Here is a 26,064-nt window from a genome sequence, read left to right on the forward strand (position 1 = left end):
TCTAATGCATTCAATCTACAAAGGTACGATTTCACACACAAGAAAAAAAGATGCGCTGCACTCTTTTACCTATTCTACTTCCATGTTATTTCTTGATCTTGATAATATAAAAAGCGCATTTAATCAAAATTTTTTTTGGAGTTACGAAAAATTTAATTTAGCGTCTTTCTATAGAAAAGATTTTTTTGGAGATTCTAAAAAATCACTTAAAAGTGAGATAAGAAAATTAGTCACTGGAGAATTAAACGTCAAAGTAGAAGGTAAAATTTTTCTACTTACCACACTAAGGTATTTTGGGTATTGCTTTAACCCAGTCAGCTTCTACTATTGCTATGACAAAAAAAAACAATTGGTCGCTATTGTGTCTCACATCACAAATACACCTTGGGATGAGAGGCATGCCTATATCCATGATTGTCGTAAATTAAGGGGTGGGACAAAAATATTTGAATTTAAAAAAGACTTTCATGTTTCACCATTCCTTCCTATGAATTTAATATACAAGTGGAAGTTTACAGAACCGAGAGATTTTTTATTTATATCTATGGAGTGCTCGAAAAATAAAGAAAAATATTTTAACGCGACATTAAAAATGACTAACAAGGCATGGAGTTCTTATGCCCTTAATAAGTTATTATTTTTATCATTTCCAATGAGCATCAAAGCAATTGTAAGTATCTATTGGAATGCGTTAATATTATATCTAAAGAAAGTAAGATTTTATCCGCACCCTTAACATGAATCATTTATATAAAAAATTAATCCATCAAAGACTAAGTCAGATTAAAGATGCGCACATCAAGATCAAAGATGGAAAAGTAACAAAGCAATATGGCAAATCTGACAAATTGTCAGCAAAAATTGAGGTTTTAAACAGCGCCTTTTATAAAAACATCATTTTTGGTGGAACGATTGGGGCAAGTGAATCTTTTATTAGGGGTGAATGGAAAAGCCCCAATCTAACAAATGTCATTAGGGTGCTTGCAAAAAATATTGAAGCCCAAGATAAACTTGAAAATTTTTTCACTCTGCTATCTCAACCCTTCTTAAAAATCATTCATAAACTCAATGAAAATTCAGTCAAGGGAAGTAAAAAGAATATTGCTCGTCATTACGATTTAAGTAATGATTTTTTTAGTTTGTTCCTTGATAAAAATATGATGTATTCATCGGCGATTTATAAGACAAGGAAAACGAGCCTTGAGCACGCAGCAATTCATAAGCTAGATGTGATTTGTAAAAAATTGAACCTTAAAAAAACAGATCATGTTCTTGAGATTGGTACTGGCTGGGGAGGCTTCGCAATATATGCAGCTAAAAATTATGGGTGCAAGGTTACGACAACCACGATATCAATCGAGCAATACAAACTTGCAAAACAGAGGGTTAAAGAAGCTGGATTGGTAAGCAAGATAAAGGTTTTATTGAAAGATTACCGTTTACTAAAAGGTCGATATGACAAGCTTGTCTCCATTGAAATGATTGAGGCTGTTGGCTATCAATTCTACGATGAGTACTTTAAAAGTATCAGCCAACTTCTAAAGGATGATGGTGATGCGCTCATTCAAGCAATTACAATTAAAGATCAAAGATACTTTAAAGCGATCAAATCAGTTGATTTTATTCAAAAATATATTTTTCCAGGTAGCTGCATACCTTCAATTACAGCAATTCAAAATAGCTTAACAAATGTAACCGATCTTGTGATAAATGATATTGAAGATATTGGCCATCACTATGCCAAAACTTTAGCTGATTGGAGGAAGAAGTTCTTAAAAAACAAACTGGAGATCAAAAGGCTCGGGTTTGATGAACAATTCATAAGGATGTGGTTATTTTATTTTGCATATTGCGAAGGAGGCTTTGAGGAAAAAGTAATAAGTGATATTCATTTACATATTACCAAGCCAGGCTTTAGAAATACTATATGATCAATCCAGATAAAACTGCTCTTATTATAGGTGCAGGTATTGCAGGTTCGAGCTTAGCTTATCAACTTGCAAAGCGAAACTATCAAGTCACTCTTCTAGATGAAAATAATCAACATGAGATCGAAATTTTTCAAAATAAAGCTGCCATGATCTCTCCTCACTTTATGCTGAATAATCCAAAATACAATTCACTTATGAGTAAGGCTTCAAAATACGCCTATAATCTTACAAAGGAGTTTAATTATCCTAAAGAGGATGCATTGATGGAGGGTGTAATTAAGCTTTACGAGAATGATATGGCAGATAGACTTATTGAAAGAATTGTAAGCATTGGCCTTGAAAAAGCTGATTTTAAGTACCTATCAAAAGATTTAATTAAAAAAAAATATGGTATTAACAATAAAGCAGGTATTCTCTTCAAGTATGCTGGTTGGGTATCACCAAATAAAATCTGTTCGAGCCTAATTAACCATAAAAATATTAAGTTAATTCCGAAAAAAAAAGCAAAAGAAATTTCTTACAAAAACAATCTGTGGATAGCAAATTGTGATAATTCAAATAAGTATGCCGCATCAAATTTAATCCTTTGTAACTCTTTTGCGCTTAATGAGATCAGTCTATTTAAAGACATTGATTTAAAAAAAAATAGAGGTCAAATTAACTGGCTTCCAAGCAAAAAAAAGCATGGCAGTAAGGAGATTATTTCGGATAGCGGCTATCTCATACCTGATGTTAGTGGTTTTGATGTTTTTGGCTCGACATATGATAGAGATAATGAAAATAAAAATTTATCAATGACTGATTTTGATAAAAATTTAAAAACCTACCAGAAATTTTCAGGAGATAAGATAAAAGAAAATGATATATCTAATGCAGGTTGGGTTGGGTGGAGAGCAGTTACCCCGGATCGTACACCTTATGTAGGTCAACTTCTTGATGAATCAAAGATGATTTGTAACAAACCACGTTCAATTCAAGACTTAAAATGGCATCCCAATCTTTTTATAAACGCTGGCTATGGATCCAGAGGTTATACATTAGCGCCATTTATATCAAAATGCTTAGCCTCACTGATAGGCGGATCACAGACATCTATTGAAGAAGATCTTTTAAACTACCTTAACCCTAGCAGAAACTCAATTAAGAAAATGGGACTTAGAAAAAAATTGTTAGAAAACTCAATATGACAAACAAACTAATTTCTGAAGCAAAAGCAAAAGAAAAAGATGGAGATATCTTAGGTGCAATTGATCTTTATAAAGTTGCATTGCGAGAAGATTCGAGAAATGTTTTCTTACAAATTGAAATTGGAAACTTGTATGCGATCATTGAGGAATATGAAGAGGCCGCTGGTTTTTTTAGAAGAAGTCACCATGTGTTAAAAGATAACCCTCATGTGATTGATGCATTAAACTTTTGTCTAAACAAGATTGGAAATAGCTACTTTATTAATAGAGAATTTAAACTAGCTGCGAACACATTTAAAGAGGCGCTTAGTTACGATACAAATAATTCAACTACACTGTTCAATTTCGGAAACGCCCTATTTCATCAAAATAAATATGATGAGGCAATTAAGGCATACAACTTATCACTTAAAATTAAACCTGACCCCAATACCTTTAACAATTTAGGTAACGCACTCCAAAGAATATTAAAGACAGAGGAAGCAATTAGTGCTTATGAAAAAGCCCTTTTAATCAATCCTGACTTGATACACACATTCATCCAATTGGTTCATCTCAAACAAAGCATATGTTCTTGGGATAGTATTGATGAAATGTTCGCACAAATCAAAAAATTAACAGAAAAACAAATGAAGGGAAAAATTTCACCCTTCGCCTTATTTTCGATGCCAAATATTTCAAATATTAGTCACTTAAATGTAGCAAACTCATGGGTAAAGCAATCTGGAATAAATATTTTACAAAAGCCTAAACAAAAAAATTCGGGCAAAATTACTATCGGATATCTATCATCAGATTTTAGGTTGCACCCGCTATATTATCTAATTAAAGATGTTTTGATCAATCATGATCGAAATAAATTTAACGTTAAGCTTTTTTACTCAGGGCCAGACGATGGTTCAAAAGAATTAGATGAATTTAAAGGTATTGGTGATGCATATTTCAATATCACAGAGATGAGTGATGAAAAAGTGTCAGGATTAATGGTCAAGGAAAACGTTGATATTATGGTTGATCTGACAGGTTTTACACAAAATAGTCGATCATTTATTGCGGCATTAAGGCCAGCAACACACCATATAAATTGGCTCGGTTATCCAGGTACCATGGGTAGTTTAGATAAAAACCCACTTTACGATCTCATTCTTGCTGATGAATATATTATTCCAAAATCTAAAAAAAGCGAATACGCTGAGAAAGTTATCTATTTAAAAGGTTGTTATCAACCTAATATATCTTCTAGACCTATCCTAAGATCTGTTAAGAAATTAGATTATGGCTTTAAGGAAAATGATTTTATCTTTGCCTCATTTGGGCAGTCACTTAAGATTACAAAGCAAATGTTTTCAATATGGATGCGATTAATGCAAAAGGTCCCCAATTCCGTCTTATGGTTGTTAACATCAAATAAAACTTGCGAAAGCAATCAAAAAAGCTTTGCTAAAAATGAATTTGGAATACAACCAGAAAGAATAAATTTTGCCAAGAAAGTTAGCTTTGACGCTCACATACAAAGACATCAAATTATAGATCTCTTTCTTGACACATTCCCCTACAATGCACACACATCTACTAGTGACGCCTTATGGGCAGGGTGTCCTATCATTTCAGTCTCAGGTGAAACTTTTGCTAGCAGAGTTGCTGGGAGCATTCTCACCGAAATCGGCTGCTCAGAATTAATCGTTTCCTCATTTGAAGAATATGAGAAAAAGGCAATTGAATTAGCTTCTAATCCAGATAAAATTATTTCTCTAAAACGAAAGATATTAGATTTAAAAAAAACAAGCAGCCTATTCAAACCGAAAAAATTTACACTTGACTTAGAAGACAAAATGATCGACCTTATGAATTAACCTCCAAAAAGCTTTCTATTGTTTCTTTAACTATATCTTCCCTCTTTAGATCAAATGGATCAAGAATTTTCAATCCATCCATCCCTCTCATCCAGGTTAACTGTCTCTTTGCCAACTGCCTTGTCGCAATAATGATCATTTCTATAAGCTCTCTTTTATCAACTTTTTTGCTAATAGCGTTGAATACTTGTCGATATCCTACACAGCGCATGGAATTATGCTCTGCATTGAGATCGGGATACTTTTCTATAAGTTCCTTAACTTCCTCCAAAAAGCCTTTGTCGATCATTTCCTTTGTCCTAATTTCAATTTTTTTATGTAGCTTACTTCTATCTTGAGGCATAAGACCTATTTTCAAAAAATCAAATTTCGATTGAGGGATTTTATTTCTAGTTTGAAATGTAGAAATAGGCTTTCCGCTTAAGTAATAGACCTCAAGGGCGCGCATAACTCTCTGTTTATCATTTGGTTTTATCATTTTTGTACATTCTGAATCTATCTTAAGAAGTTTTTCGTAAAGGTGATTTAATCCAAATTTTTCTAACTCCTCAAATACTTTTTTCCTTACAGCTTCACTTGATGCAGGCATATCATCAATTGGATACTCCAAAGCATTAAAATAAAGCATTGTCCCCCCTACCAAGAGAGGTATGTTTTTATTTTTAAATATTTTACTAGAGACATCTGATTCATCTTTTTTAAACTGGCTAACTGAGTAATTTTCTGTTGGTTTAATTAAATTTATTAAATGATGTGGATAGCTATTCAGCTCTGATGAATTAGGTTTGGCTGAGCCAATGTTCATATCTTGATAAATTTGTGCAGAATCAACACTAATTATTTCAGTTTTAAAATTATCAAATATAAACTTTGCTAATTCTGTTTTTCCTGAGGCAGTTGGTCCAATGATAAATATTTTTTTCATTTACTCAATTATCTGGGTCATTTGTTGAGGAAATAGTGACTCCCGATTTTATATATTTCTTAGTACCAAGATAAATCGCCTTTGCTAATTTCTTCTGAAACTTGGCAGTTTTAAGTTGCTTCTCCTCTTTGGGGTTACTCAGAAATGCAACTTCAACAAGGATTGATGGTATATCTGGTGCCTTTAGAACAGCAAATCCAGCTTGTTCCGGCCATTTTTTATGAAGATTGTTTACTTTTTTAATCTCCTTTAGGACAAAGTTAGCAAGCTTGAGACTGTCGTTAATTGTGGCTGATTGAGATAGGTCTAATAATGTTTTAGCAAGTAAGGGGTCTTTATCATCAATACTTACGCCGCCGATTAGATCTGATTCATTTTCTTTATTAGCAATAAATTTTGCAAAAGCACTGGTTGCACCACCCTCTGACAATGCAAAGACTGATGAACCACTTACATTTCTTTTTCTAAAGGCATCCGCATGAATGGAAATAAAGATATCTGCTTTTACCTTCCTAGCTTTAGAGACTCTCTTGTTTAAGGGGATATAGTAATCACTATCTCTAATCAAATATGCTTTCATCGATGGATCAGAGTTAATTAATTTTTTAAGTCTTTTGGTAATTTGTAACACAATTTTTTTCTCTTTTGTTCCATACTTACCAATTGCCCCAGGATCCTCTCCACCATGTCCTGCATCAATTGCGATAATTACTTTCTTTTTTTCCTTAGGTTTGTCTTTTATAATTGAGTCTTTCTTTTTCTCGATTTTCTCTTTTTTCTTTACTTCTTTATTTTCAAGTTTATTTAAGAGATTAGCTAAATCATCTTTCTCTACTGGATAGACATCAATAACTAATCTATTTTGATAAGGCGCAACTGGTGGTAAGGAGAATATCTTTACCCTGGCAGAATTTTTTAGATCAATTACTATTCTTGATACTTTTGGTGTGAACTGGCCCACCCTTATATCTAGAATATTTGGATCATTTGGCTTTACCTTGGTAGATAAATTTTTTAATGCTTGATTTACGGCAATTCCTTTCAAATCAATAACAATTCGCTCAGGGTTTTGAAGCATCATCTGATCATTGTTAATTTTTGAAGAAGATTCAATGGTAATTCTAGTGTAATCAGGGGCAGGCCAGAGACGTGTAGCCTTTACTTCGTTTGCTGAAAAACTATTAAATGAAATAAGTGAAAGTAAAGCAAATAAAATAAAATATCTCAAACTAAATCCTTGCAAACCATCTCCCCTTTTTTTGATTTTGCTTTTACTAGAGCTCTTCTGCTTATTTCTTTATCGTATAAAATTTCAATTTCAATATCTGGTTCACATAGGATATTTTGCGCCTTTTCAGGCCACTCTATTATTGTAATGTCACGCCTATTAATATGATCATTAAATCCTGCAGCAAGCCATTCTTCAGGACTTTTAAAACGATATAAATCAAAGTGATTAATGGTTTTACCATCAATAACATATTGTTCAAACAAACTATATGACGGACTTTTAACCTTCCCCTCGAAGCCTAAACTCATTAATATTGATCTCACAAGACATGTCTTTCCTGCTCCCAAATCGCCTTTGAGAAATAATAATAAACCTGCAGTAAGCTTTTCTGATAATTTTAAACCAAGTTCTGAGGTATTTTTTTCGTTTTCTAAGAAAACTGATATCTCTTTCTTCATGTTTTTAGTTTATTATTTTTAACTATGAATGAACAGTTAATCATGAAGAGAATAGCAAAAAAAATTAAAACCCTTGGACTTGAATTAGGTTTTAATCATATTGGTATATCTGACTTGAACTTAGAACATGCAAAAAAACCCTATCAGAATTGGATAAATTCAAACTTTCAAGGAGATATGAGTTATTTAAAAAAGCATAGTGATCTTAAATTTAACCCTCAAAAGCTAGTTCCGAAAACAATAAGAATAATTAGTGCAAGAATTGATTACTTTCCAAACGATAAGAATACAAAGCTTGCCCTAAAAAATAAAGATCAAGCATACATATCTAGATATGCACTCGGTCGAGACTATCATAAAGTTATCAGAGCAAAACTTAAAAAACTTAGTATTAAAATTAAAGATGAAATAACTAATTACCCAATAGAATTTAGAGTTTTTACTGATAGCGCACCCGTATTGGAGGTAGAGCTTGCAGAAAAATCAGGCCTAGGTTGGAGAGGTAAGCACACATTGCTAATTAATAAAGACCATGGATCATGGTTCTTTTTAGGTGAAATTTTTATCAACCTACCCCTACCTGTCGATAAAAAACTAACTAATCATTGCGGAACATGCTCAGCATGCATCGATATATGTCCAACAAAGGCAATTGTTGCTCCATATAAGCTCGACGCAAGAAAATGTATCTCCTACCTAACAATCGAACACAAAGGCATTATTCCAATTGAATATAGAAATGCTATTGGTAACCGTATTTATGGTTGTGATGATTGCCAATTAATGTGCCCATGGAATAAATACAGCAAAGTCACAAATGAGCATGACTTTATGATTCGGAATAATTTACATAAAATTTCTCTATTGGAGAGCTTTAAAATGTCTAAGAAAAGATTTGAGGAACTATTTAATGGGAGCGCCATCCTGAGATTAGGTTATGAGCGATGGTCAAGAAATATTGCCATCGGCTTAGGGAATGCCAAGAAATCAAAAGCCATCATAGCTGCTCTGAAAAACCGCCTAAATGATGCTTCTCCAATGCTTCAAGAACATATATATTGGGCAATAAAAGAGCAGGCTCATAAAAACTAACAATAAATATTCCATAAAGTTTGATACAATACTGCCCAACGATTAAAAAATACTCCTATGGCAGAAATAACAAAAACTCCTGAATGGCAATCGCTAGAAAAACATTATAAGAAGATAAAAGATCTTCATATGAAAGATCTTTTTGAGAATGATACTGACAGGTTTGAGAATAATCATATTTTATTTGATGATTTTTTATTTGATTATTCAAAGAATCGAATTACAAAAGAGACAAAAGAATTACTAATATCTCTTGCGAAAACTGCCGATATTGAAAATTGGCGTAGACGATTATTTTCTGGAGAAAAAATAAATTTCACAGAGAATCGTTCAGCCTTACATATAGCCCTAAGAAATCGTTCAAATAATTCAATAATGGTTGATGGCAAGGATGTAATGCCGCTCGTAAACGACGAACTTTCCAAGATAAGTAAATTATCTGAAGATATAAGGAATGGCTCTTGGAAAGGTTACAGTGGCAAAAAAATTACATCGATTGTTAATATTGGTATTGGAGGTTCAGACTTAGGTCCATCGATGGTTTGTGAAGCTCTTAAGCCATTTGGTTCTAATGAAATAACGCCTCATTTTGTATCAAATGTTGATGCGGCAGATTTATCGCAGGTTCTTGATGTCTGCGACCCCGAAACAACATTATTTATCATTGCATCTAAAACCTTCACCACACAAGAAACGATGACCAATGCCTTCTCTTCTCGTGATTGGTTTATAGATAAAGCAAAAAAAAATGAATTTATAAAAAATCATTTTGTGGCGATTTCAAGTAATTCAGAAGCGGTAATAGAATTTGGAATCCATCCAGAAAATATATTTGTTTTATGGGACTGGGTTGGCGGAAGATATTCCCTTTGGTCATCAATTGGTTTATCGATAGCAATCTTCATCGGTATGAAAAATTTTGAAGCGCTTCTAGAAGGTGGACATGAAGCTGATAATCACTTTATTGCAGAACCAATGGAGAAAAATATTCCCATCATGATGGCACTTATAGGCGTCTGGTATATCAATTTCTTTGATTTTTCTACTTATGCAATATTACCCTACGACCAATGTCTTACTAAGCTACCCGCCTACCTGCAACAAGCGGATATGGAGAGTAATGGTAAATTCATTGGACGTAACAACCAAAAGGTATGCCAAAAAACTGGGCCTATTCTTTGGGGGGAAGCAGGCACTAATGGTCAACACGCATTCTATCAGCTTCTGCACCAAGGTACCCAAATAGTCCCAAGTGACTTTATTATGCCAATCAATTCAAACTATAAGCTTGGTAATGATAAAAATAATCATCACAATATTTTACAATCTAACTTTATTGCGCAAACACAATCATTAATGATGGGAAAAAGTAAGCATGATGTTGAAAGTGAGATGAAAAACGAAATAGATGATAACCCTGACCTCAAAAGACTTATTTCTCATCGAACTTTTGAGGGAAACCGACCATCAAATTCAATACTGTTTAAATCATTAACGCCAAAAAACTTAGGAAAATTAATTGCGCTATATGAGCATAAAATTTTCACTCAAGGTATCATTTGGAACATCAATTCTTTTGATCAGTGGGGTGTGGAGTACGGTAAACAAATTGCTAAACTTGTTTTACCCGAGCTCGAATCAAAAAAAGACACCAAGACTTTTGATTCATCAACAAATAACTTGATTAGATACATTAATAATAACAGTTAAACTATTATTTTATAACAGTATTATTTTTAAATCTATTTAAAACTGTATTGCTAAATGAAACCCCAACACCCGCACCAAATCTTTCAGCTATTCGCTCCCCAAAGGATGCTTTTGTTGTAAAGTCGACGATATTTTCATTGCCTACAATATCCCTGGCAACAGAACCGACAGAACCAAGATTATCTACTAATCCTAATTTAATAGCCGAATTTCCATCCCAAAATAAACCTGAAAATATCGATTCGTCTGTTGTAAGACGATCGCCTCGCCCTTTCTTTACAACAGCGATAAATTGATCATGGATTTCATTAAGAAGATTTTGAACAAACTCCTCTTGCTCTGGGACTATTGGCAGGAATGGATCTAACATACCTTTATTTTTACCTGCGGTCATTAAACGACGTTCGACACCAATATTTTTTATCAATTCTTCCAAACCAAAACCATCCATACGAACACCGATGGAGCCTACGATACTTGCCTTATTTACAAATATTTGGTCTGCGGCGGCGGCGATATAATAGCCACCGGAGGCACAGACATCCTCTACGACTGCATAGATTGGGATATTAGGGTGAAGCAATTTATACCTATTAATCTCATCGTTGATGATGCCAGCTTGAACAGGACTTCCCCCGGGACTATTTATGGATAAGATAATAGCTTCTGTACCTTGATGGGCATAAGCCTCTTTCAAACCATTGATAACATCATCAGTATTTACCTCAAGATTTGAGCCAATGACACCATCAAGCTTTAAAAGGGCTGTTATCTTCTCATTTGATGGGATTGTTGTATGAGACATTGAATTAAATCCGTAAATAATAATTCCAATGTATAAAAGAGTGAAGAGTTTAAAAAATATACCCCATCGCCTTGAACGCCTTTGCTCAATTAGAGAGCTAGATGCAATCTTTTCAATTGTTTTTTGTTCCCAGTTATCTTTTTTATTCTCAGCCATCTTCTATACACCCTTCCTCATCAATAAAAATTACGATATCTTCATTTCTCTCTGAAACATTTAACTTGATTAAATTTTGTCCTTTACATGGGCCAGCAACGCACAAACCGGATTTAGGTGAATATAACGCACCATGCGTTGAGCAAACAATAAATTTTTTGTCTTCATCAAAAAAATCATTAGGCTGCCAATCGAGACAAACCTCCATGTGCCGGCATTGATTTACATATGCTTTAAATACCCCTTCAAACCAAACTAAGAAACCTTGTTTTTTTTCTCCCTGCAAAAGTATATCGAATGTGACAGTATCTGCAGACTGTTTAAATTTGCTTTTTCTTATAATAACAGAGTTACCCATTCCTTCTTATCCAATCAAATATCATATCTGCGCTCTCCGCATAGCCTAAAGGGTTATAGATTGATAAGGCCTTTTGATTGTGAGCCCCATAAGTGGCAGCAAGCGATGAAATATTCGCATTTTTTGCCATTTGTAAATCATGAATGGAATCACCAATAACTATGGATTTTTCAGGCTCAATTAAAAGCTCATCCATAATCTCTTTACACATCTGTGGGTGTGGTTTTGAAAAGCAATCATCAGAGGTTTTGGTTACACTTATATTATTTCTAATGGAAGTTTGAGAAAGGCAACTGTCTAAATAATTTCTTCCTCCACCAGTTGCAATTGCAATCTTATATCCACATCTATGTAATTCTTTAATACCGTATTCCACACCATCAAATAATTTAACTTTATTTTGGCTACGATTATACAAATTAAGATATGAATTTAATATTAATTCACTATTATTTTGGTTTTTTTCTTCTAAAAGAATTTTAAAAGCTTCACTCAACTTAATGCCAAGTATATCTGCTACCTCGCCTCTTGATGGCGGCTCAACATTATGAAGAACAAAAGATTGAATCATTAGGTCGGTAATAAGCCCAACAGAATCGGATAAAGTCCCATCCCAATCAAAAATAATCAATTCAAATCGTGTCTTCATAAAAATATTTTTTAACCCTTATCTCAAGTCAATAAAGCTAAATAACTCCTCTGGCAATGGGGCTGAGATAAATAACTTCTCTCCACTTTTCGGGTGAATGACTCCATACTCACTAGCATGCAAAAACATTCTTTTAAATCCATTCTTTTCAAGTTCCTTATTCACCTTGAAGTCACCATACCTTTGATCCCCTAATACTGGAAACCCTAAATGAGCTAAATGGACTCTTATTTGGTGTGTGCGACCAGTAATTAATTTTACATCTAACAAACTAAAATTCCGAAAATGCTTTTTTAAGAAAAAAACAGACTTTGATTCCTTTGAATTGATGTGCCCTTCTTTACTATCAACAACAGATACTTTTTGCCCTTCTGAATTAGATGTTTTTATCAAGTTTAAATTGACAGTCTTTTGTTTGTCTTTCCATAGCCCAGAAATAGCAACCATATATTTTTTATGGATCTTCTTCTCTCTTATTTGTTTTTGAAGTTCTACCAAAGCCGTTCTTTTTTTTGCGATCATAAGAACTCCCGAGGTCTCTTTATCAAGGCGGTGAACGAGTTCTAGAAATTTTTCATCGGGATAAATTTGTCTAACTAGCTCAATAACTCCAAAACTAAGACCACTGCCGCCATGCACAGCTAAACCATGGGGTTTATTGATAATGAGTAAATTATCATCTTCAAATAATATATTTTGAGTGATTGATTTTTTAGTATGATTATCAATTTTTAAACTTTTTGGTGCAATCTTTTCTTTAAAGTCAACAGGAGGAATTCTCAACTCATCTCCTTGACAAAGCTTGTACTCAGTTCTAACTCTTTTTTTATTTACTCTTACCTGGCCAGTTCTTAATAATTTATATACGTGCCCTTTAGGGACTCCTTTCAGTATTTTAATTAAATAATTATCAATTTTTTGGCCAATACTGCCCTCGTCAACACGCCTGTAAGTAACCTTTTTTTCAATAAAGTTGGTCATTGTTTGTTTTCATTTAAATTATAACTTATACTAAACATTCAGATTTCTTATGCAATAGTGCAAAAGATAATGAATGTGATCTGAATTATACATAAACAAAAAATTCGAGGTTTGATCTGCGCACCTATTTAAAAATAATATAAAAGAGGCAGATACACAAAAAGATTTTAATAAAAATATAGTAGAAATTAAATTTAAATATAAAAATATTGTAGATAAAAAAAGAAATGGACACCAAATAAGTTAGCTTTATTAGTTTCATGACTCTATTTATGAGTCAGGTATTTATTTATATTTCACCTATATTCTTTTATGTAAAATCTTCAAACTTAAATTGGAGATTAAGATGAAAAGAATGCTATTTAACGCTACTCAATCTGAGGAGCTAAGAGTTGCAACAATCAATGAGAATAAACTTGAAGACCTGGACTTTGAAAGAGGAAATCAAGAGCAACGTAAAAGTAATATATACAAAGCAGTAGTCACACGAATTGAACCATCCCTAGAAGCGGCTTTTGTCAACTATGGTGTTGACCGTCACGGCTTCCTTCCATTCAAAGAAATATCCCCAGATTTATATTCAAAAAAATCTAGAAAAAAAAGTGTTTCAATTAAGGATGTAATGTCCGAGGGTCAAGAACTTGTAGTCCAGGTAAGTAAAGATGAAAGAGGAAATAAAGGCGCCGCCCTAACAACTTACCTATCACTTGCTGGAAGATATATCGTATTGATGCCTAATAATAATGATGGTGGGGGTATCTCAAGGCGAGTTGAGGGTGAAGAACGCGCTCAATTTAAAGAAATATTATCGCAAGTCAAAGTAAAAAAGGGTATGAGTGTTATCGGAAGAACAGCTGGTATCGGAGCATCCGTTGAAGAAATTCAATGGGACTTAGATTATTTAAACCAGCTATGGGCTGCTATTGCGGGAGCAGCTGATGCCCAGTCTGGAGCTTTCTTAATTTATCAAGAGAGTAACTTGGTAGTTAGGGCAATTCGAGATTACTTTAATACAGATATTGAAGAAATTATAATCGATAAACAGTCCATCTTTGATCAAGCACACCAGTTTATGTCGCATGTAATGCCAAATTACGCAGAGAGAATTAAATTTTACGATGAAGAAATATCGCTATTTACAAAATATGGTATTGAAAATCAAATAGAATCTGCCTTTCTAAGAGAGGTTCAGCTTCCTTCAGGGGGAGCAATAGTAATTGATCATACAGAAGCGCTTGTTTCAATTGATGTTAACTCCAGTAGATCAACCAAAGGTAGAGATATTGAAAGCACAGCCTTCAATACTAATATCGAGGCTGCTATAGAAATTTCTAAGCAATTAAGGCTGAGGGATATTGGAGGACTTATTGTGATTGATTTTATTGATATGGAGAATCAAAAAAATCAAAGAAGTGTTGAAAATAAAATGCGTGACGAGCTAAAGCATGATAAAGCGAGAATTCAGACTAATAAAATTTCACGATTTGGTCTACTTGAAATCTCAAGACAGAGACTAAGACCAAGCCTTGGAGAGTCGATTAGTGGCGTATGCCCTAGATGTGAAGGAACTGGTCGCGTTAGAGATATTCAATCAACTGCATTATCAATGCTAAGAACGATTGAACAAGAATGTAACAAAGAGAAGTTACAAAGTGTTGCAATCCAATTACCGATAGAGGTTGCTACGCTTCTACTAAATGAAAAAAGGAATGATATTAAGGATATTGAAACGAAGTCAGAATGTACAATTGTTGTAATCCCAAATAGATACTTTGACATACCTAAATTTCACATAGAACGTTCAGCCCAAAATTCTGGTAAAGCTAGTTATAAGGTGGTAGAGCAACCACTTGAGGAAGATCTTGATAAGAGTAATAAAGCAGAGACAAAACAAGAAAAACTCGAGCCAGCGGTTAAGCAGGTTGTACCAAATCAGACAGGTAAAAAGAATAAGTCAATCTTTGGGTTTATCAAAGATTTAATTACCCCAAGCAGTGACGAGGTATCAAATGAAAGCTCAGAGAAGGACACTTCGTCTGATAAAGTCATTGATGAAGAAAGAAAAAGCTCAAGGCCCGACAATCACCAAAGAAATAATCGTAATAGAAGGAATAATCGAAATAGAAAATCAAATTATAAGGACAAATTTCCTAAAGATAATACAACAAACAATTCTGCTATATCCCATGATAAAAAAGCATCTGAAAAGCCGCTAAAAGATCCCGCTCCAATAGAGATTAAGGTTGAAGAAAAACCAGTGCTAGCTAAAAAACCAATTCCAACTAAACCAAAGAGAAAGAAAACTGAGAAATTGCCTAAAGTTGATCTAAATAGTGTTGGCTTAAAGCTTGTTGAAACGTCAAGTAAACCTATTTCCGAGCCTAAAAAAGAGAGTACAAGAAAAGCACCGCCTAAAAAAGTTGCTGACTGGCAAAAACAAAAAACAGATAAAAAAGATATCAAGGAATTGGTAATGGTGGAGACTAAAACAACTAAAGCAACAAAGCCAAAGAAAACAACAAAACCCAAGGCTGCACCAAAAGCGAAGAAGGCGAAAGTTACTTCAAAAGAAGATTAAATAAGTACCAACCAATAAAACAAAAAAGTAATGCGCCAATTACATTTAGGGCGCCAAAGAAAATTCCTAAAGCTATCTCACCTTTTAAAAAAAGGTTGAGAAGCTCCATAGAGTATGTTGAAAATGTAGTGAAAGCACCTAAAAAACCTACATTTAAGATCAATTTAATTTCTTCAGATACATCAATAGATGTGCTTTGTATTGCAGCAAATGATATCCCAATGAATAGCCCACCTATTAGATTAACTGCGAGCGTTCCATGAGGCAGTGATGGGTCAACAGTAGATAAAAAATATGTTATCAGCCATCTTAGCCAAGCACCAAAGGCTGCTGCTACCCCTACCAACATAAAATTTGAAAAGGTGAACATAATGTTAAATTTTAATGAAATGCTCTCTGTAATACTTTAATTCTTCAATAGATTCTCTTATATCAGCCAAAGCCTCATGCTTGCCGCCTTTCTTAAAACCATCTATCAATTCTGGCTTCCAGCGTTTAGCCAATTCTTTAAAGACACTGACGTCTAAATTTCGGTAGTGGAAGTAAGACTCAAGGTCAGGCATGTAATTTGCTAAAAACCTTCTATCCTGACAAATTGAATTTCCACACATTGGGGATCTATTTTTCCCCACAAACTTTGAAATAAACTCTATTAACTGATGGGTTGCAACCTCTTCAGTAGTTGATGAATTCTTTACTTTTTCAATTAGTCCAGATTTTCCATGAGTTGATTGATTCCACGCATCCATTTTTGCTAAGACCTCATCAGGTTGCTTCAAAACAAGAACAGGACCTTCCTCTAAAATGGTTAAAAAGGGATCAGTGATAATAATTGCAATCTCAAGGATTCGGTCGGTCTGTGAGTTAAGCCCACTCATTTCCATATCAATCCAAATTAAATTATTATGATTTTTGCTCATCATGATTTCCATTAAAATTATTATCTGATACTTAGATTTAAAGGTTCACACTTACTTTTAGCTTGTTTTTACTGCACAATACTATTTTTAATATTATAGAGCATAAGCTATGGCTGAGAGCTATCAATTTATTTTTATTTTTTTATTAATATTTACAACGGCTGTTGAATTTTATTTAGGCCAAAGACAAAAAAACTTTGTTTTAAAGAACAAAAAAAAGGTTCCTTCAGCATTCTCAAAAATAATTAAATTAGCTGATCACAAAAAAGCTGCTGATTACACTGTTTCAAAGATAAATTTTAATTCTATTGACCTTATATTCGGGGCAATAATCTTGTATCTCTTTACATTGGGTGGCGGTATTAACTTAATGAATAATTTGATGGGCCAATATTTTGAAAATTCATTGTTAAATGGAGCCTTAATCATTACCAGTGTATTTGTAGCACTTCATTTGATTGGTCTACCATCATCTATTTATCAGACATTTGTAATTGAGACAAAGTATGGCTTCAATAAAATAACACCAAAATTATTTATTACGGATCAAATTAAATCAGTAATTATTATGATTATTTTATCAGTTGTCGTTTCCTATGCTGTGCTTTGGATCTTATCTGAGCTTGGTAATGAATGGTGGTTATGGTTATGGGTTTTTTTAAGTGTTCTTTCACTTATAGGTGTTGCATTAGCACCCGTCTTAAAACAGTTATTTAATAAATACACACCAATAAAAGACAAAAGTCTTAAGAAGAATATAGAAAAACTATTAAAACGCTGTGGCTTTGAGTCTAGTGGTTTATTTGAGATGAATGGTTCTTTAAGGAGTACACATGGCAACGCATTCTTTGGTGGATTTGGTAAGACTAAAAGGATTATATTTTTTGATACCTTACTCGCTAAATTAAATACTAAAGAAATCGAGGCAGTAATAGCACATGAGCTAGGTCACTTCAAAAGAAATCATGTTAAAAAACTCTTATTGATACAGATTTCTTTAATTTTCTTTAGTTTATATTTTTTAGGTGGGCTAAAAGAAAATGAAGCATTTTATAATGGGCTAGGTGTTGAGAATTTAAGTGATGCAAATTTTCTCACATTATTTATTCTAGTTTTATTACCTTTTGTAATGTTTTTTGTCGGCCCATTTATTAGCTGGCTTCAAAGAAAATATGAGTTTGAAGCAGACGAATATGCCTGTGAATTTACTAAATCATCAGACTTAAAGCAGTCTCTATTAAAGCTCTACCGAGACAATGCATCTACTTTAACTCCCGATCCTTTATATTCGGCGTTCTATCATTCTCACCCCCCAGCATCTATTAGAATTCAAGCTATCGATAAGAGCTGATAATGGAAATCACCACTAGGATGGAATTTGATTCTGGACATAGAATCCCAAGTCATAAAAGTGTATGTAAAAATCTTCATGGGCATCGCTATGCAATTGAAGTTACTATTAAAGGTGAAATTGGAGAACAAATCCATGAATCAGATTTTGGAATGGTGATGGATTTTAAAGATGCAAAAAATCTTGTAAAGAAGGTTATTGTAGATGAATGGGATCATGCCTTCATTGCATATGAGAAGGACTTAGAAGTCATTTCCTTCCTCAACACTTTAGATAATCATAAAACAGTAATACTTAAGAGGGTCCCCACTGCAGAAAATATGGCACTTACTGCCCTTGAATTGCTCTCAAGTGCATTTAAAAATGAATTTGGTGACCTAGTTAGACCTATAAAAGTGAGGCTTTATGAGACGCCCAATAACTGGGCGGATGCATTAACAACTTAGGCTATCTTTTTGCCACTACCATGAAGATTTAGTCTGAATTTTTTCTAGGTAAGCTTCGTGCGATAATATTTCTTTGTCGTTAGCATGTATAACCTTTAATTTCTTTTGATCAACGACACCTAGTTGAACCTCTTTTTCATCTTGAGAAAAATTGATTGCTATATCTTCTTGGCCACGAGTCATCCCTAAATAAACTTCACTAAGCAACTGAGAATCTAAAAGCGCACCGTGCTGACTTCTTTTTGAATTATCCACCTTATAGGCTCTGCATAGAGCATCTAAGTTGTTTCTTTGGCCAGGTCTCAAGTCCCTTGCCATCACTAAAGAGTCTGTAACTTTTTCGATATGATTTTCGACTTTCGGAAGGCCTATCCTCCCTAATTCCATATTAAGGAAGCCAATGTCAAAAGGTGCGTTATGGATAATTAATTCACTTCCTTGAACAAAATTCAAAAATTCTTCGGCTATATCCTTAAATAAACTTTTATCCTTTAAAAACTCTATTGTAATCCCATGCACCTCTTGGGCAGCTGCATCTATTTCACGCTCTGGATTCGTGTAAACATGGAATTGATTTTCTGTTAGTTGGCGATTATTAATCTCGACAGCAGCAATTTCGATTATTCTGTGGCCTTGATTTGGGTCAAGGCCAGTTGTTTCTGTATCCAAAAAGACTTGCCTCATAACCTCCTCATCGCAGATGTTACACCTTGATTGGCCAATTCATCTGCTTTTTCATTGCCTTCGTTTCCTGCATGGCCCTTCACCCATTCCCAGTGAATCTTTCTTGAGCCTACCGCTTCGTCTAACTCTACCCATAAGTCCTTATTCTTTACTGGTTTTTTATTACTTGAACGCCAATTGTTAACTTTCCAGTTTTTAATCCATTCACTAATCCCCTTCTGTACATATGTAGAATCAGTGTAAATAGTAAGCTCAAGGTTTGTTGGCATTTCTTTTAGCGCCATAATAACCGCCTTCAATTCCATTCTATTGTTTGTTGTGTCATTTTCACCGCCAAATAACTCAATATTTTTTTCATCTTGCATAATGATTGCACCCCAACCACCAACGCCAGGATTACCCTTACACGCTCCGTCTGTATAAATTTTAATCATAAGATTTTGTTGCTACCACCTTCCTTTGCTTTAATTTATTCCATTTTTGTTTTTTTGGAATTTTTGAGACAGTCACCTTCTCTGCCACTAAGAAATAAATATTACCAAAGAGTGGTAGCCACCTATTGCCTATCTTCTCTAACTTATCATTAATGCTCGACTTGCTGTCAAAAAACATTGGCTGGTAATGCCCTAACTTAGATTCTCTTATTGTAAATCCCGACTCTTTCATCATTTTTTGTACTTTTGAGATGCTTATAAAATCGCCATTCCAAGGAAAAAAGTTATCAAATTTAACTGTTTTTCTTAAGCCAGCAAAACTAATTGGATTAAATCCACACAAAATTATATAGCCACCAGAAACGGTAACTCTAAATAATTCATCCATAAGTTTTTTGGGGTCCCCTACCTTTTCAAATAGATGCAAACACAAAGTAAGATCGATAGAATCGAAACCAAAAGGTAACCATTCTGCATCTAAATCAACATTTTTATCCTTACCACTCACTACAATTTGATGCTTTATTTTTGTGTTTTTTATTAGGTTGCTTTTGTGCTCACCTAACTGCAAAGCATAATAGCCAAATTTTTGATCTAAGTACTTCTCTATCGTCTTTTGTTCAAAGCTTACAAGGCTTTTTCCTAACTGACTATCAAACCAATTCATTTTATAAAAATATTCCCTAAATCTATAGTAAAATTTTGTTCATACATGCAATTTAGTCTACCAAAAAATACTGATATATCCATACACCCAATAAAATCTTTCACAGATAATTATATATGGATGATAAAAAAAAATAAGGATGCGGTTATAGTTGATCCTGGAGACGCATCTCCTGTATTGAAAATACTTCAAAAAGAAAATATTCACCTTCAAGCCATCTTAATTACCCATAAACATGCTGATCATATTGGCGGTATAAAGAATTTAGTAAAGACCTATCCCAACGTTAAGATATATGGTCCAAAGAATAACTTTAATTTTATTTTTAATAAAGTTGCTAATAATGAGCTTGTAAAGATTGACGAGCTAAATATTTCATTTAGAGTTATAGAGACTCCAGGACACACGCTTGATCATATTGTGTTCGCCGACGAGAATCATTTATTTTGTGGGGATACAATTTTTGGATGCGGGTGTGGAAGGTTATTTGAGGGCACATTCTCTCAAATGCACAAATCATTAAAGGTCCTTTCAAAGCTACCTAAGTCGATAAAAATATTTTGTGCTCACGAATATACAAAAAAAAATATCGAATTTGCGCTTATGTTTGAAAAAGATAATGAGAACCTTATTGCCAGAAAAAATAGTTTAAAGAATGTGGATATTACACTCCCATCAACACTGAGTGAGGAGCTAGAAACAAACCCGTTTCTTCGATCAAAAACCTTATCACAATTTAAAGAACTGAGAATTAGAAAGGATAATTTTTAAGATGTTTAGAGTTACTAAAAATATTTTCTGTATTTATATTAGTTTATTCCTATTTATATTTCCCATGAATCTAAAATCAGAACCTATTGATGATCATTGTCATTGTGTAAATGCTCAGCAGCAATCTTTTGAATATCTGGATGATATTGAACAGAGTGAAATTTCAAAAAGTACTGAGGCGCTATCGGCATCCACTAAAGAAATTTTAATTCAAGAAAAGCCAGAAAATATTTGGGATATCGTTAATAAAGGTTATCGAATTCCTGACCCAAAAAAGAAATGGGCTAGAAAAGTAGTTAAAAAATATGAGCGTTGGTACAGTGAACATCCGGTATACACTTACAGAATGTTCGAAAGAACTAAAAGATACATCTACCATGTTGTTCAAGAAGTAGAAAAGAGAAATATGCCAATGGAAATAGCATTACTGCCTATCATTGAAAGCGCTTATAACCCAATTGCAAGATCAAACATGAAGGCCGTTGGACTCTGGCAATTTATACCCTCAACTGGAAAAAATTATGGTCTTAAACAAGACTGGTGGAAAGATGAGAGAAGCAATGTGATTCTTTCAACTAATGCTTCTCTCAATTACCTTGAGAAGCTCTATAACCAATTCGGAACGTGGGAATTGGCACTTGCCGCATATAACGCTGGTGAAGGTAAAGTAAGCAGAGAAATTAAAAAAAATAAGAGAAGAAAAAGAGCAACTGACTACTACACTATTAGCCTTCCAAGAGAGACCGACGAATATGTTTCAAAGTTAATTGCTATGAAGCATATTATCCAGAATCCCAAAAAGTATAATGTTGAAGTCCCTTACATCCCAAATGCACCCTACTTTGGTGAAGTAATATTAACGGAACAGATGGACATAGATCTTATTTTAAAATTGGCCGATATATCCTCAGAAGAATTTGAGCTACTAAATGCGCATCATAAAAGACCTCTTATTCCTAATGAATCGCAACCAACTGGGGTTTTATTACCTCATCACAAAATAAATACCTATAACAAAAATCTGGCAGCTCATGATGGCCCCCTATCGAATTGGGTTTTATATAAACCTAAAAGAAAAGAGTCAATCATGAAAGTAGCTAAAAAATTTGATATTAACCTGAGCACCTTCAAAAGAATCAATAGCCTTAATGGAAGAGTCACTTTTAGAAGAAACAGCACAGTTTTAATTCCAAAGAGCAGTGAACTTAAAAGCAAATATACCTTAGAAGGAACAGGAGATTTTAACTATACTTCAGTTGGAACACATCATGTTTCCAAAGGGGATACATTGGGTGGAATAGCTAGAAAATATAAAGTTTCAATAGAGGATCTTAAAGAGTTTAATGAACTTGATTCGCATATAATAATCATAGGAACGACTATAGACATTCCACAATAATTTATTTAAGAGATCAATCTTGAAACAAAATTTTTTACTACTATGTTCGCTTATTTTTATAATAAGTTGCTCTAATAATAATTCAGAAGTTATTGATTATAATGATAATAATTTATCAACTGGTGGGGTATTGATTAATGCAATGTCTGCTGAACCAAGTAACCTCATTTCGATGATAGCAGGTGACAGCGCATCAAGCGCAATTGCAAGTAAAATCTTTAATTCGCTGATCAGGTATGATGAAAATCTCAACTTTACTTCTGATATTGCCGAAAGTTGGAAGATCTCAAATGATCAAAAAACCATTACCTTTAAAATAAAAAAGGGACTTGAATGGTCGGATGGTGAGCCACTTACAAGTGCTGATGTTTACTTCACTTGGGAGTTAATTACTAATCCAAACACAAGAACGCCTTATGGGTCTGATTATGCCCTTGTGAGTGAAGCTAAAACTCCTGATGCAAATACTTTCATTGTCACATATGATGATAATTATGCGCCTGCCCTAGATACATGGGCATCATTAGAAATACTCCCAAAGCACATACTAGAGAATGAGGATATCAATAGCACCTTTTTTTCACGAAAACCAATTGGATCTAATTACTACAAGCTTGGCGATTGGGTAAGCGGACAACAAGTTAATTTAATCAAAAGTGAAAATGGTGTGTTGGGAGCGGCTTACATAGAAAAGTTAACCTCTAGAATTATACCTGATACCTCCTCGCAATTCTTAGAGCTATCTGCCGGTAATATTGACCTTATGAATATTAATCCCATACAGTTTAAGAGAGTTTTTCCAGCTAAACCAAAACTAAAAAATAGGACAGCATTATATAAAGAGATGGGTAATGGCTATACATACCTAGGCTTCAACCTTAAAAGAGAGCCGTTTAATGATAAAAAAGTAAGGCAGGCAATCAATTACGCTATTAACAAAGATGAAGTTATCAAAGGCGTTCTTTTAGGCCTTGGTGAGCCAATCTCTAGCCCGTATAAGCCAGGAACAAGATGGAGTGACCCATCTTTGAAACCTTATGAATATAGCCCAAAAAAAGCACTTAATTTGCTAAAAGAAGCCGGTTACAAAATGTCAGCTGATAATTTTTTGGTTAAAGATGGTAAAGCGCTAGAATTTGAGATTATTACAAATCAAAATAAACAAAGAGAGATGACAGCAGTATTAATCCAACGTAGGCTTAAGGAAATTGGTATCAAGGTTTCCATTCGAGTAATAGAATGGGCAAGCTTCGTTAATCGGTTTATAAAGCCAGGTGATTTTGATGTAGTGGTTTTGGGTTGGAGCTTATCTTTGGATCCAGATCAATTCAATATTTGGCATTCTTCACAACAAGGTCCTGGACAATTCAATTTTGTTGGTTACGATAATAAGAAAGTTGATCAACTACTCGAGAAAGGAAGGAGAGAGCTGGACCTAGATAAAAGAGAGAAAATCTATCACGAATTTTCGCGGCAACTATTAGAGGACTCTCCAATAGTTTACCTTTATGCTGGCTATGGCCTAACAGCAGTTAATAAAAGAATAAAGGGAATTAAATCCCCGGCACCACCAGCAGGTATTTACCATAATAGCCAAGATTGGTATATCCCAAAAAGCTTAAGAAGAAACGAATTGACAAATAAATGATTAAATACCTTATTAAAAGAATACTCTGGATGATACCTATGCTTATAGGTATTAGCCTCATTTCTTTCTTTATTATGCACTTAGCACCCGGTGATATAACATCATCAGAGGCAGCTTTTAATCCAAAAGCTTCAGAAGAATCTAGGCAAAAATTAAGAGAGCTTTATAATTTAGACAAGCCTGTCATTATTCAATATGGCTTATGGCTTAAGAGAATGGTCGAATTAGATTTTGGTAATTCATTTGCGTCCCACCAGAGGCCTGTCTTGTGGGAGAAAAAAGACGCCAATGGTAATGTGATTAAAGGTTTAATTCAAGAATCACTGCCCATTACACTCTTAATTAACTTGATTGGGATTTTTTTAATTTTTTCAGTCTCGATAGTACTTGGAACTATTTCGGCAGTTAAACAAAACTCTGTCGTTGATAAATCGATCACCTTCTTTATTTTTGTCGCTTTTGCTATCCCTGGATTTTGGCTTGCTCTTTTGCTTATGTACTGGACCGGAGTAGTAAATCAGTGGCTCCCAATATCAGGATTACATTCACTTGACTACAAAAGTTTCTCTGAAATAGGTCAATTTTTTGACCTTTTGAAACACTTGATCCTTCCAGTCTCTATATCAATGTTAAGTGGGTTAGCTGGAATTTCTTTATATGTTAGAAACGGGATGCTTGATGTCCTTCACCAGGATTTTATAACCACAGCAAGATCTAAGGGGCTCAAAGAAAAAAATGTCATTTTTACTCATGCACTTAAAAATGCCATTCTTCCCTTAATTACAATCATAGGACTCTCTATACCAGGTCTGATTGGCGGCTCTGTGATCGCCGAGTCTATATTTGCCATACCAGGAATGGGTAAACTATTTTATGACTCAGTTTTAATGCGAGATTTTCCTGTCATCATGGGCATACTTACTATTGGCTCTGTTCTTACCTTGATTGGTACCTTAATAGCTGATATTGGATACGCATGGGCTGACCCAAGGATAAGAAAGGGCTTAGTTAGATGAATCTATTTAAGGGAAACTTATTAGCAACTGTTGGGTTTATTATTATCTCAATTATTTTGTTTGTTGCTATCTTTGCTCCACTGCTAAGCCCGTATGATCCAAATTATATTGATATCAACTCAATATTGTTACCTCCCTCTTATGATCATCTAATGGGCACTGATGGTCTTGGTCGGGATGTTCTCTCAAGGATGTTGTATGGTGCTAGAATTTCACTTTTTGTTGGGTTTGTTGCTGTTGGTATTGCAACTCTTATTGGCATCTTTCTGGGCTCAATAGCAGGCTTCTATGGGGGTTGGTTAGACTCAATTATTATGCGTCTAGTTGATATAATGTTATCGATTCCTAGTTTCTTTTTAATTCTGGCTGTAATCGCATTTCTCACGCCTTCAATCTGGAACATCATGATTGTGATTGGACTGACTTCTTGGATGGGCGTGACAAGACTTGTCAGAGCAGAATTTTTGAGTCTAAGACAAAGAGACTATGTGTTAGCTTCCATTGTAATGGGGACTAGCAATACAAAAGTTATCACAAAACATCTTCTCCCGAACAGCTTGACACCAATTATTGTCAGTTCTGTTTTGGGGATAGCTAGTGCTGTGTTAATTGAATCTGGATTAAGCTTTCTAGGCCTAGGTGTTCAGGCGCCAACAGCATCATGGGGCAACATTCTCACCGATGGAAAAGAATACATTCAGTTTGCTTGGTGGCTTTCCTTGTTCCCAGGCTTAGCAATTCTTGTAACTGTATTAGGTTATAATCTTCTTGGTGAAGGTTTAAGAGATGTTCTCGATCCAAAAAATAAATAAAT

Annotated in this window: 26 protein-coding genes; 14 read left to right on the plus strand and 12 right to left on the minus strand. The window is 34.1% G+C overall.

Annotation, left to right across the window (positions count from 1 at the left end; translation table 11 throughout):
- Positions 1 to 4: 4 nt before the first annotated feature.
- Genes K6112_01230 through K6112_01245 form a run of 4 tightly spaced genes read left to right on the plus strand, consistent with a single transcriptional unit; the run spans position 5 to position 4,971 of the window.
- A complete protein-coding gene (locus K6112_01230; protein ID QZP18007.1) occupies positions 5 to 736 on the plus strand; it encodes a DUF1365 domain-containing protein in 732 nt (243 codons plus the stop codon).
- Positions 723 to 1,931, plus strand: a complete 1,209-nt coding sequence (locus K6112_01235; GenBank protein ID QZP18445.1) for a cyclopropane-fatty-acyl-phospholipid synthase family protein — start codon at positions 723 to 725, stop codon at positions 1,929 to 1,931. Before K6112_01230 ends, K6112_01235 begins: the two co-directional genes overlap by 14 nt.
- Positions 1,928 to 3,118 carry an FAD-dependent 5-carboxymethylaminomethyl-2-thiouridine(34) oxidoreductase MnmC gene (gene mnmC, locus K6112_01240; GenBank protein ID QZP18008.1) on the plus strand — a complete coding sequence of 397 codons (1,191 nt, stop codon included), beginning with the start codon at positions 1,928 to 1,930 and terminating at the stop codon, positions 3,116 to 3,118. The genes K6112_01235 and mnmC overlap by 4 nt, the downstream gene beginning before the upstream one ends.
- On the plus strand, positions 3,115 to 4,971 hold the full coding sequence (locus tag K6112_01245) for a tetratricopeptide repeat protein (protein QZP18009.1): 1,857 nt from the start codon (positions 3,115 to 3,117) through the stop codon (positions 4,969 to 4,971). The genes mnmC and K6112_01245 overlap by 4 nt, the downstream gene beginning before the upstream one ends.
- On the opposite strand, the gene miaA is transcribed toward K6112_01245, so the two are convergent.
- From miaA to tsaE, 3 genes are read right to left on the minus strand one after another with little or no spacing between them, the layout of a single operon-like run.
- Entirely contained in the window at positions 4,961 to 5,896 is a 936-nt protein-coding gene (gene miaA, locus K6112_01250) for a tRNA (adenosine(37)-N6)-dimethylallyltransferase MiaA (GenBank protein ID QZP18010.1), read from the minus strand. The genes K6112_01245 and miaA overlap by 11 nt on opposite strands.
- 4 nt (positions 5,897 to 5,900) lie before the next feature.
- Entirely contained in the window at positions 5,901 to 7,124 is a 1,224-nt protein-coding gene (locus K6112_01255) for an N-acetylmuramoyl-L-alanine amidase (protein ID QZP18011.1), read from the minus strand.
- A complete protein-coding gene (tsaE, locus tag K6112_01260) occupies positions 7,121 to 7,585 on the minus strand; it encodes a tRNA (adenosine(37)-N6)-threonylcarbamoyltransferase complex ATPase subunit type 1 TsaE (GenBank protein ID QZP18012.1) in 465 nt (154 codons plus the stop codon). The genes K6112_01255 and tsaE overlap by 4 nt, the downstream gene beginning before the upstream one ends.
- Positions 7,586 to 7,609: 24 nt before the next feature.
- On the opposite strand from tsaE, the gene queG reads away from it, so the two are divergent.
- Together queG and pgi are read left to right on the plus strand one after the other, a co-directional pair.
- Positions 7,610 to 8,677, plus strand: a complete 1,068-nt coding sequence (queG, locus tag K6112_01265) for a tRNA epoxyqueuosine(34) reductase QueG (protein ID QZP18013.1) — start codon at positions 7,610 to 7,612, stop codon at positions 8,675 to 8,677.
- A gap of 57 nt (positions 8,678 to 8,734) precedes the next feature.
- Positions 8,735 to 10,387: a glucose-6-phosphate isomerase gene (gene pgi, locus K6112_01270; GenBank protein QZP18014.1), complete on the plus strand. Its 1,653-nt coding sequence runs from the start codon at positions 8,735 to 8,737 to the stop codon at positions 10,385 to 10,387.
- A 4-nt stretch (positions 10,388 to 10,391) separates the two neighbouring features.
- On the opposite strand, the gene K6112_01275 is transcribed toward pgi, so the two are convergent.
- Genes K6112_01275 through K6112_01290 form a run of 4 tightly spaced genes read right to left on the minus strand, consistent with a single transcriptional unit; the run spans position 10,392 to position 13,336 of the window.
- On the minus strand, positions 10,392 to 11,348 hold the full coding sequence (locus tag K6112_01275; protein QZP18015.1) for a S49 family peptidase: 957 nt from the start codon (positions 11,346 to 11,348) through the stop codon (positions 10,392 to 10,394).
- On the minus strand, positions 11,341 to 11,706 hold the full coding sequence (locus tag K6112_01280; GenBank protein ID QZP18016.1) for a Rieske (2Fe-2S) protein: 366 nt from the start codon (positions 11,704 to 11,706) through the stop codon (positions 11,341 to 11,343). Before K6112_01280 ends, K6112_01275 begins: the two co-directional genes overlap by 8 nt.
- Positions 11,699 to 12,355, minus strand: coding sequence for an HAD-IIIA family hydrolase (locus tag K6112_01285; protein ID QZP18017.1), 657 nt, complete (start codon positions 12,353 to 12,355; stop codon positions 11,699 to 11,701). The genes K6112_01280 and K6112_01285 overlap by 8 nt, the downstream gene beginning before the upstream one ends.
- 18 nt (positions 12,356 to 12,373) lie before the next feature.
- Positions 12,374 to 13,336 carry an RluA family pseudouridine synthase gene (locus K6112_01290; protein QZP18018.1) on the minus strand — a complete coding sequence of 321 codons (963 nt, stop codon included), beginning with the start codon at positions 13,334 to 13,336 and terminating at the stop codon, positions 12,374 to 12,376.
- 346 nt (positions 13,337 to 13,682) lie between these two features.
- On the opposite strand from K6112_01290, the gene K6112_01295 reads away from it, so the two are divergent.
- Positions 13,683 to 15,914 (plus strand): Rne/Rng family ribonuclease, encoded by a 2,232-nt coding sequence (locus tag K6112_01295; protein QZP18019.1) that lies wholly within the window; start codon positions 13,683 to 13,685, stop codon positions 15,912 to 15,914.
- On the opposite strand, the gene crcB is transcribed toward K6112_01295, so the two are convergent.
- Together crcB and orn are read right to left on the minus strand one after the other, a co-directional pair.
- Complete coding sequence (gene crcB, locus K6112_01300) at positions 15,895 to 16,263, minus strand: fluoride efflux transporter CrcB (GenBank protein QZP18020.1); 369 nt, start codon at positions 16,261 to 16,263, stop codon at positions 15,895 to 15,897. The two genes, K6112_01295 and crcB, sit on opposite strands and share 20 nt — an antisense overlap.
- 25 nt (positions 16,264 to 16,288) lie before the next feature.
- Positions 16,289 to 16,834 carry an oligoribonuclease gene (orn, locus tag K6112_01305; protein ID QZP18446.1) on the minus strand — a complete coding sequence of 182 codons (546 nt, stop codon included), beginning with the start codon at positions 16,832 to 16,834 and terminating at the stop codon, positions 16,289 to 16,291.
- Positions 16,835 to 16,943: 109 nt separating this feature from the next.
- On the opposite strand from orn, the gene K6112_01310 reads away from it, so the two are divergent.
- Together K6112_01310 and queD are read left to right on the plus strand one after the other, a co-directional pair.
- Positions 16,944 to 18,185: a M48 family metallopeptidase gene (locus tag K6112_01310; protein QZP18021.1), complete on the plus strand. Its 1,242-nt coding sequence runs from the start codon at positions 16,944 to 16,946 to the stop codon at positions 18,183 to 18,185.
- A 2-nt stretch (positions 18,186 to 18,187) separates the two neighbouring features.
- Positions 18,188 to 18,631 carry a 6-carboxytetrahydropterin synthase QueD gene (queD, locus tag K6112_01315; protein ID QZP18022.1) on the plus strand — a complete coding sequence of 148 codons (444 nt, stop codon included), beginning with the start codon at positions 18,188 to 18,190 and terminating at the stop codon, positions 18,629 to 18,631.
- 15 nt (positions 18,632 to 18,646) lie between these two features.
- Here queD and dnaQ read toward each other — a convergent pair whose 3' ends face one another.
- The 3 genes from dnaQ to K6112_01330 are packed head-to-tail and all read right to left on the minus strand — an operon-like array spanning position 18,647 to position 20,416.
- Positions 18,647 to 19,315 carry a DNA polymerase III subunit epsilon gene (gene dnaQ, locus K6112_01320; protein QZP18023.1) on the minus strand — a complete coding sequence of 223 codons (669 nt, stop codon included), beginning with the start codon at positions 19,313 to 19,315 and terminating at the stop codon, positions 18,647 to 18,649.
- Positions 19,312 to 19,749, minus strand: a complete 438-nt coding sequence (gene rnhA, locus K6112_01325; GenBank protein ID QZP18024.1) for a ribonuclease HI — start codon at positions 19,747 to 19,749, stop codon at positions 19,312 to 19,314. The genes dnaQ and rnhA overlap by 4 nt, the downstream gene beginning before the upstream one ends.
- Complete coding sequence (locus K6112_01330; protein ID QZP18025.1) at positions 19,742 to 20,416, minus strand: class I SAM-dependent methyltransferase; 675 nt, start codon at positions 20,414 to 20,416, stop codon at positions 19,742 to 19,744. Before K6112_01330 ends, rnhA begins: the two co-directional genes overlap by 8 nt.
- Positions 20,417 to 20,461: 45 nt before the next feature.
- Here K6112_01330 and gloB point away from each other — a divergent pair, with 45 nt between their 5' ends.
- The 5 genes from gloB to K6112_01355 all read left to right on the plus strand — a co-directional run bounded on the left by gloB (position 20,462) and on the right by K6112_01355 (position 26,062).
- Entirely contained in the window at positions 20,462 to 21,187 is a 726-nt protein-coding gene (gene gloB / locus K6112_01335; GenBank protein QZP18026.1) for a hydroxyacylglutathione hydrolase, read from the plus strand.
- Between the two features lies 1 nt (position 21,188).
- On the plus strand, positions 21,189 to 22,586 hold the full coding sequence (locus K6112_01340) for a transglycosylase SLT domain-containing protein (protein QZP18027.1): 1,398 nt from the start codon (positions 21,189 to 21,191) through the stop codon (positions 22,584 to 22,586).
- A 142-nt stretch (positions 22,587 to 22,728) separates the two neighbouring features.
- Positions 22,729 to 24,234: a peptide-binding protein gene (locus K6112_01345; GenBank protein ID QZP18447.1), complete on the plus strand. Its 1,506-nt coding sequence runs from the start codon at positions 22,729 to 22,731 to the stop codon at positions 24,232 to 24,234.
- Entirely contained in the window at positions 24,231 to 25,250 is a 1,020-nt protein-coding gene (locus K6112_01350) for an ABC transporter permease (GenBank protein QZP18028.1), read from the plus strand. The genes K6112_01345 and K6112_01350 overlap by 4 nt, the downstream gene beginning before the upstream one ends.
- The gene (locus K6112_01355; protein QZP18029.1) at positions 25,247 to 26,062 is read left to right on the plus strand and encodes an ABC transporter permease; all 816 of its coding nucleotides are present in this window, start codon (positions 25,247 to 25,249) and stop codon (positions 26,060 to 26,062) included. Before K6112_01350 ends, K6112_01355 begins: the two co-directional genes overlap by 4 nt.
- Positions 26,063 to 26,064 lie beyond the last annotated feature (2 nt).

Source organism: Methylophilales bacterium, from assembly GCA_019823025.1.
Lineage (GTDB): Bacteria > Pseudomonadota > Gammaproteobacteria > Burkholderiales > Methylophilaceae > BACL14.

Coding starts and splice junctions, on each gene's coding strand:
- K6112_01230 (QZP18007.1), top strand. CDS start 5: ATGCATTCAATCTACAAAGGTACGATTTCACACACAAGAAAAAAAGAT.
- mnmC (QZP18008.1), top strand. CDS start 1,928: ATGATCAATCCAGATAAAACTGCTCTTATTATAGGTGCAGGTATTGCA.
- K6112_01245 (QZP18009.1), top strand. CDS start 3,115: ATGACAAACAAACTAATTTCTGAAGCAAAAGCAAAAGAAAAAGATGGA.
- miaA (QZP18010.1), bottom strand. CDS start 5,896: ATGAAAAAAATATTTATCATTGGACCAACTGCCTCAGGAAAAACAGAA.
- tsaE (QZP18012.1), bottom strand. CDS start 7,585: ATGAAGAAAGAGATATCAGTTTTCTTAGAAAACGAAAAAAATACCTCA.
- queG (QZP18013.1), top strand. CDS start 7,610: ATGAATGAACAGTTAATCATGAAGAGAATAGCAAAAAAAATTAAAACC.
- pgi (QZP18014.1), top strand. CDS start 8,735: ATGGCAGAAATAACAAAAACTCCTGAATGGCAATCGCTAGAAAAACAT.
- K6112_01275 (QZP18015.1), bottom strand. CDS start 11,348: ATGGCTGAGAATAAAAAAGATAACTGGGAACAAAAAACAATTGAAAAG.
- K6112_01280 (QZP18016.1), bottom strand. CDS start 11,706: ATGGGTAACTCTGTTATTATAAGAAAAAGCAAATTTAAACAGTCTGCA.
- K6112_01285 (QZP18017.1), bottom strand. CDS start 12,355: ATGAAGACACGATTTGAATTGATTATTTTTGATTGGGATGGGACTTTA.
- K6112_01290 (QZP18018.1), bottom strand. CDS start 13,336: ATGACCAACTTTATTGAAAAAAAGGTTACTTACAGGCGTGTTGACGAG.
- K6112_01295 (QZP18019.1), top strand. CDS start 13,683: ATGAAAAGAATGCTATTTAACGCTACTCAATCTGAGGAGCTAAGAGTT.
- crcB (QZP18020.1), bottom strand. CDS start 16,263: ATGTTGGTAGGGGTAGCAGCAGCCTTTGGTGCTTGGCTAAGATGGCTG.
- orn (QZP18446.1), bottom strand. CDS start 16,834: ATGAGCAAAAATCATAATAATTTAATTTGGATTGATATGGAAATGAGT.
- K6112_01310 (QZP18021.1), top strand. CDS start 16,944: ATGGCTGAGAGCTATCAATTTATTTTTATTTTTTTATTAATATTTACA.
- queD (QZP18022.1), top strand. CDS start 18,188: ATGGAAATCACCACTAGGATGGAATTTGATTCTGGACATAGAATCCCA.
- dnaQ (QZP18023.1), bottom strand. CDS start 19,315: ATGAGGCAAGTCTTTTTGGATACAGAAACAACTGGCCTTGACCCAAAT.
- rnhA (QZP18024.1), bottom strand. CDS start 19,749: ATGATTAAAATTTATACAGACGGAGCGTGTAAGGGTAATCCTGGCGTT.
- K6112_01330 (QZP18025.1), bottom strand. CDS start 20,416: ATGAATTGGTTTGATAGTCAGTTAGGAAAAAGCCTTGTAAGCTTTGAA.
- gloB (QZP18026.1), top strand. CDS start 20,462: ATGCAATTTAGTCTACCAAAAAATACTGATATATCCATACACCCAATA.
- K6112_01340 (QZP18027.1), top strand. CDS start 21,189: ATGTTTAGAGTTACTAAAAATATTTTCTGTATTTATATTAGTTTATTC.
- K6112_01345 (QZP18447.1), top strand. CDS start 22,729: ATGTCTGCTGAACCAAGTAACCTCATTTCGATGATAGCAGGTGACAGC.
- K6112_01350 (QZP18028.1), top strand. CDS start 24,231: ATGATTAAATACCTTATTAAAAGAATACTCTGGATGATACCTATGCTT.
- K6112_01355 (QZP18029.1), top strand. CDS start 25,247: ATGAATCTATTTAAGGGAAACTTATTAGCAACTGTTGGGTTTATTATT.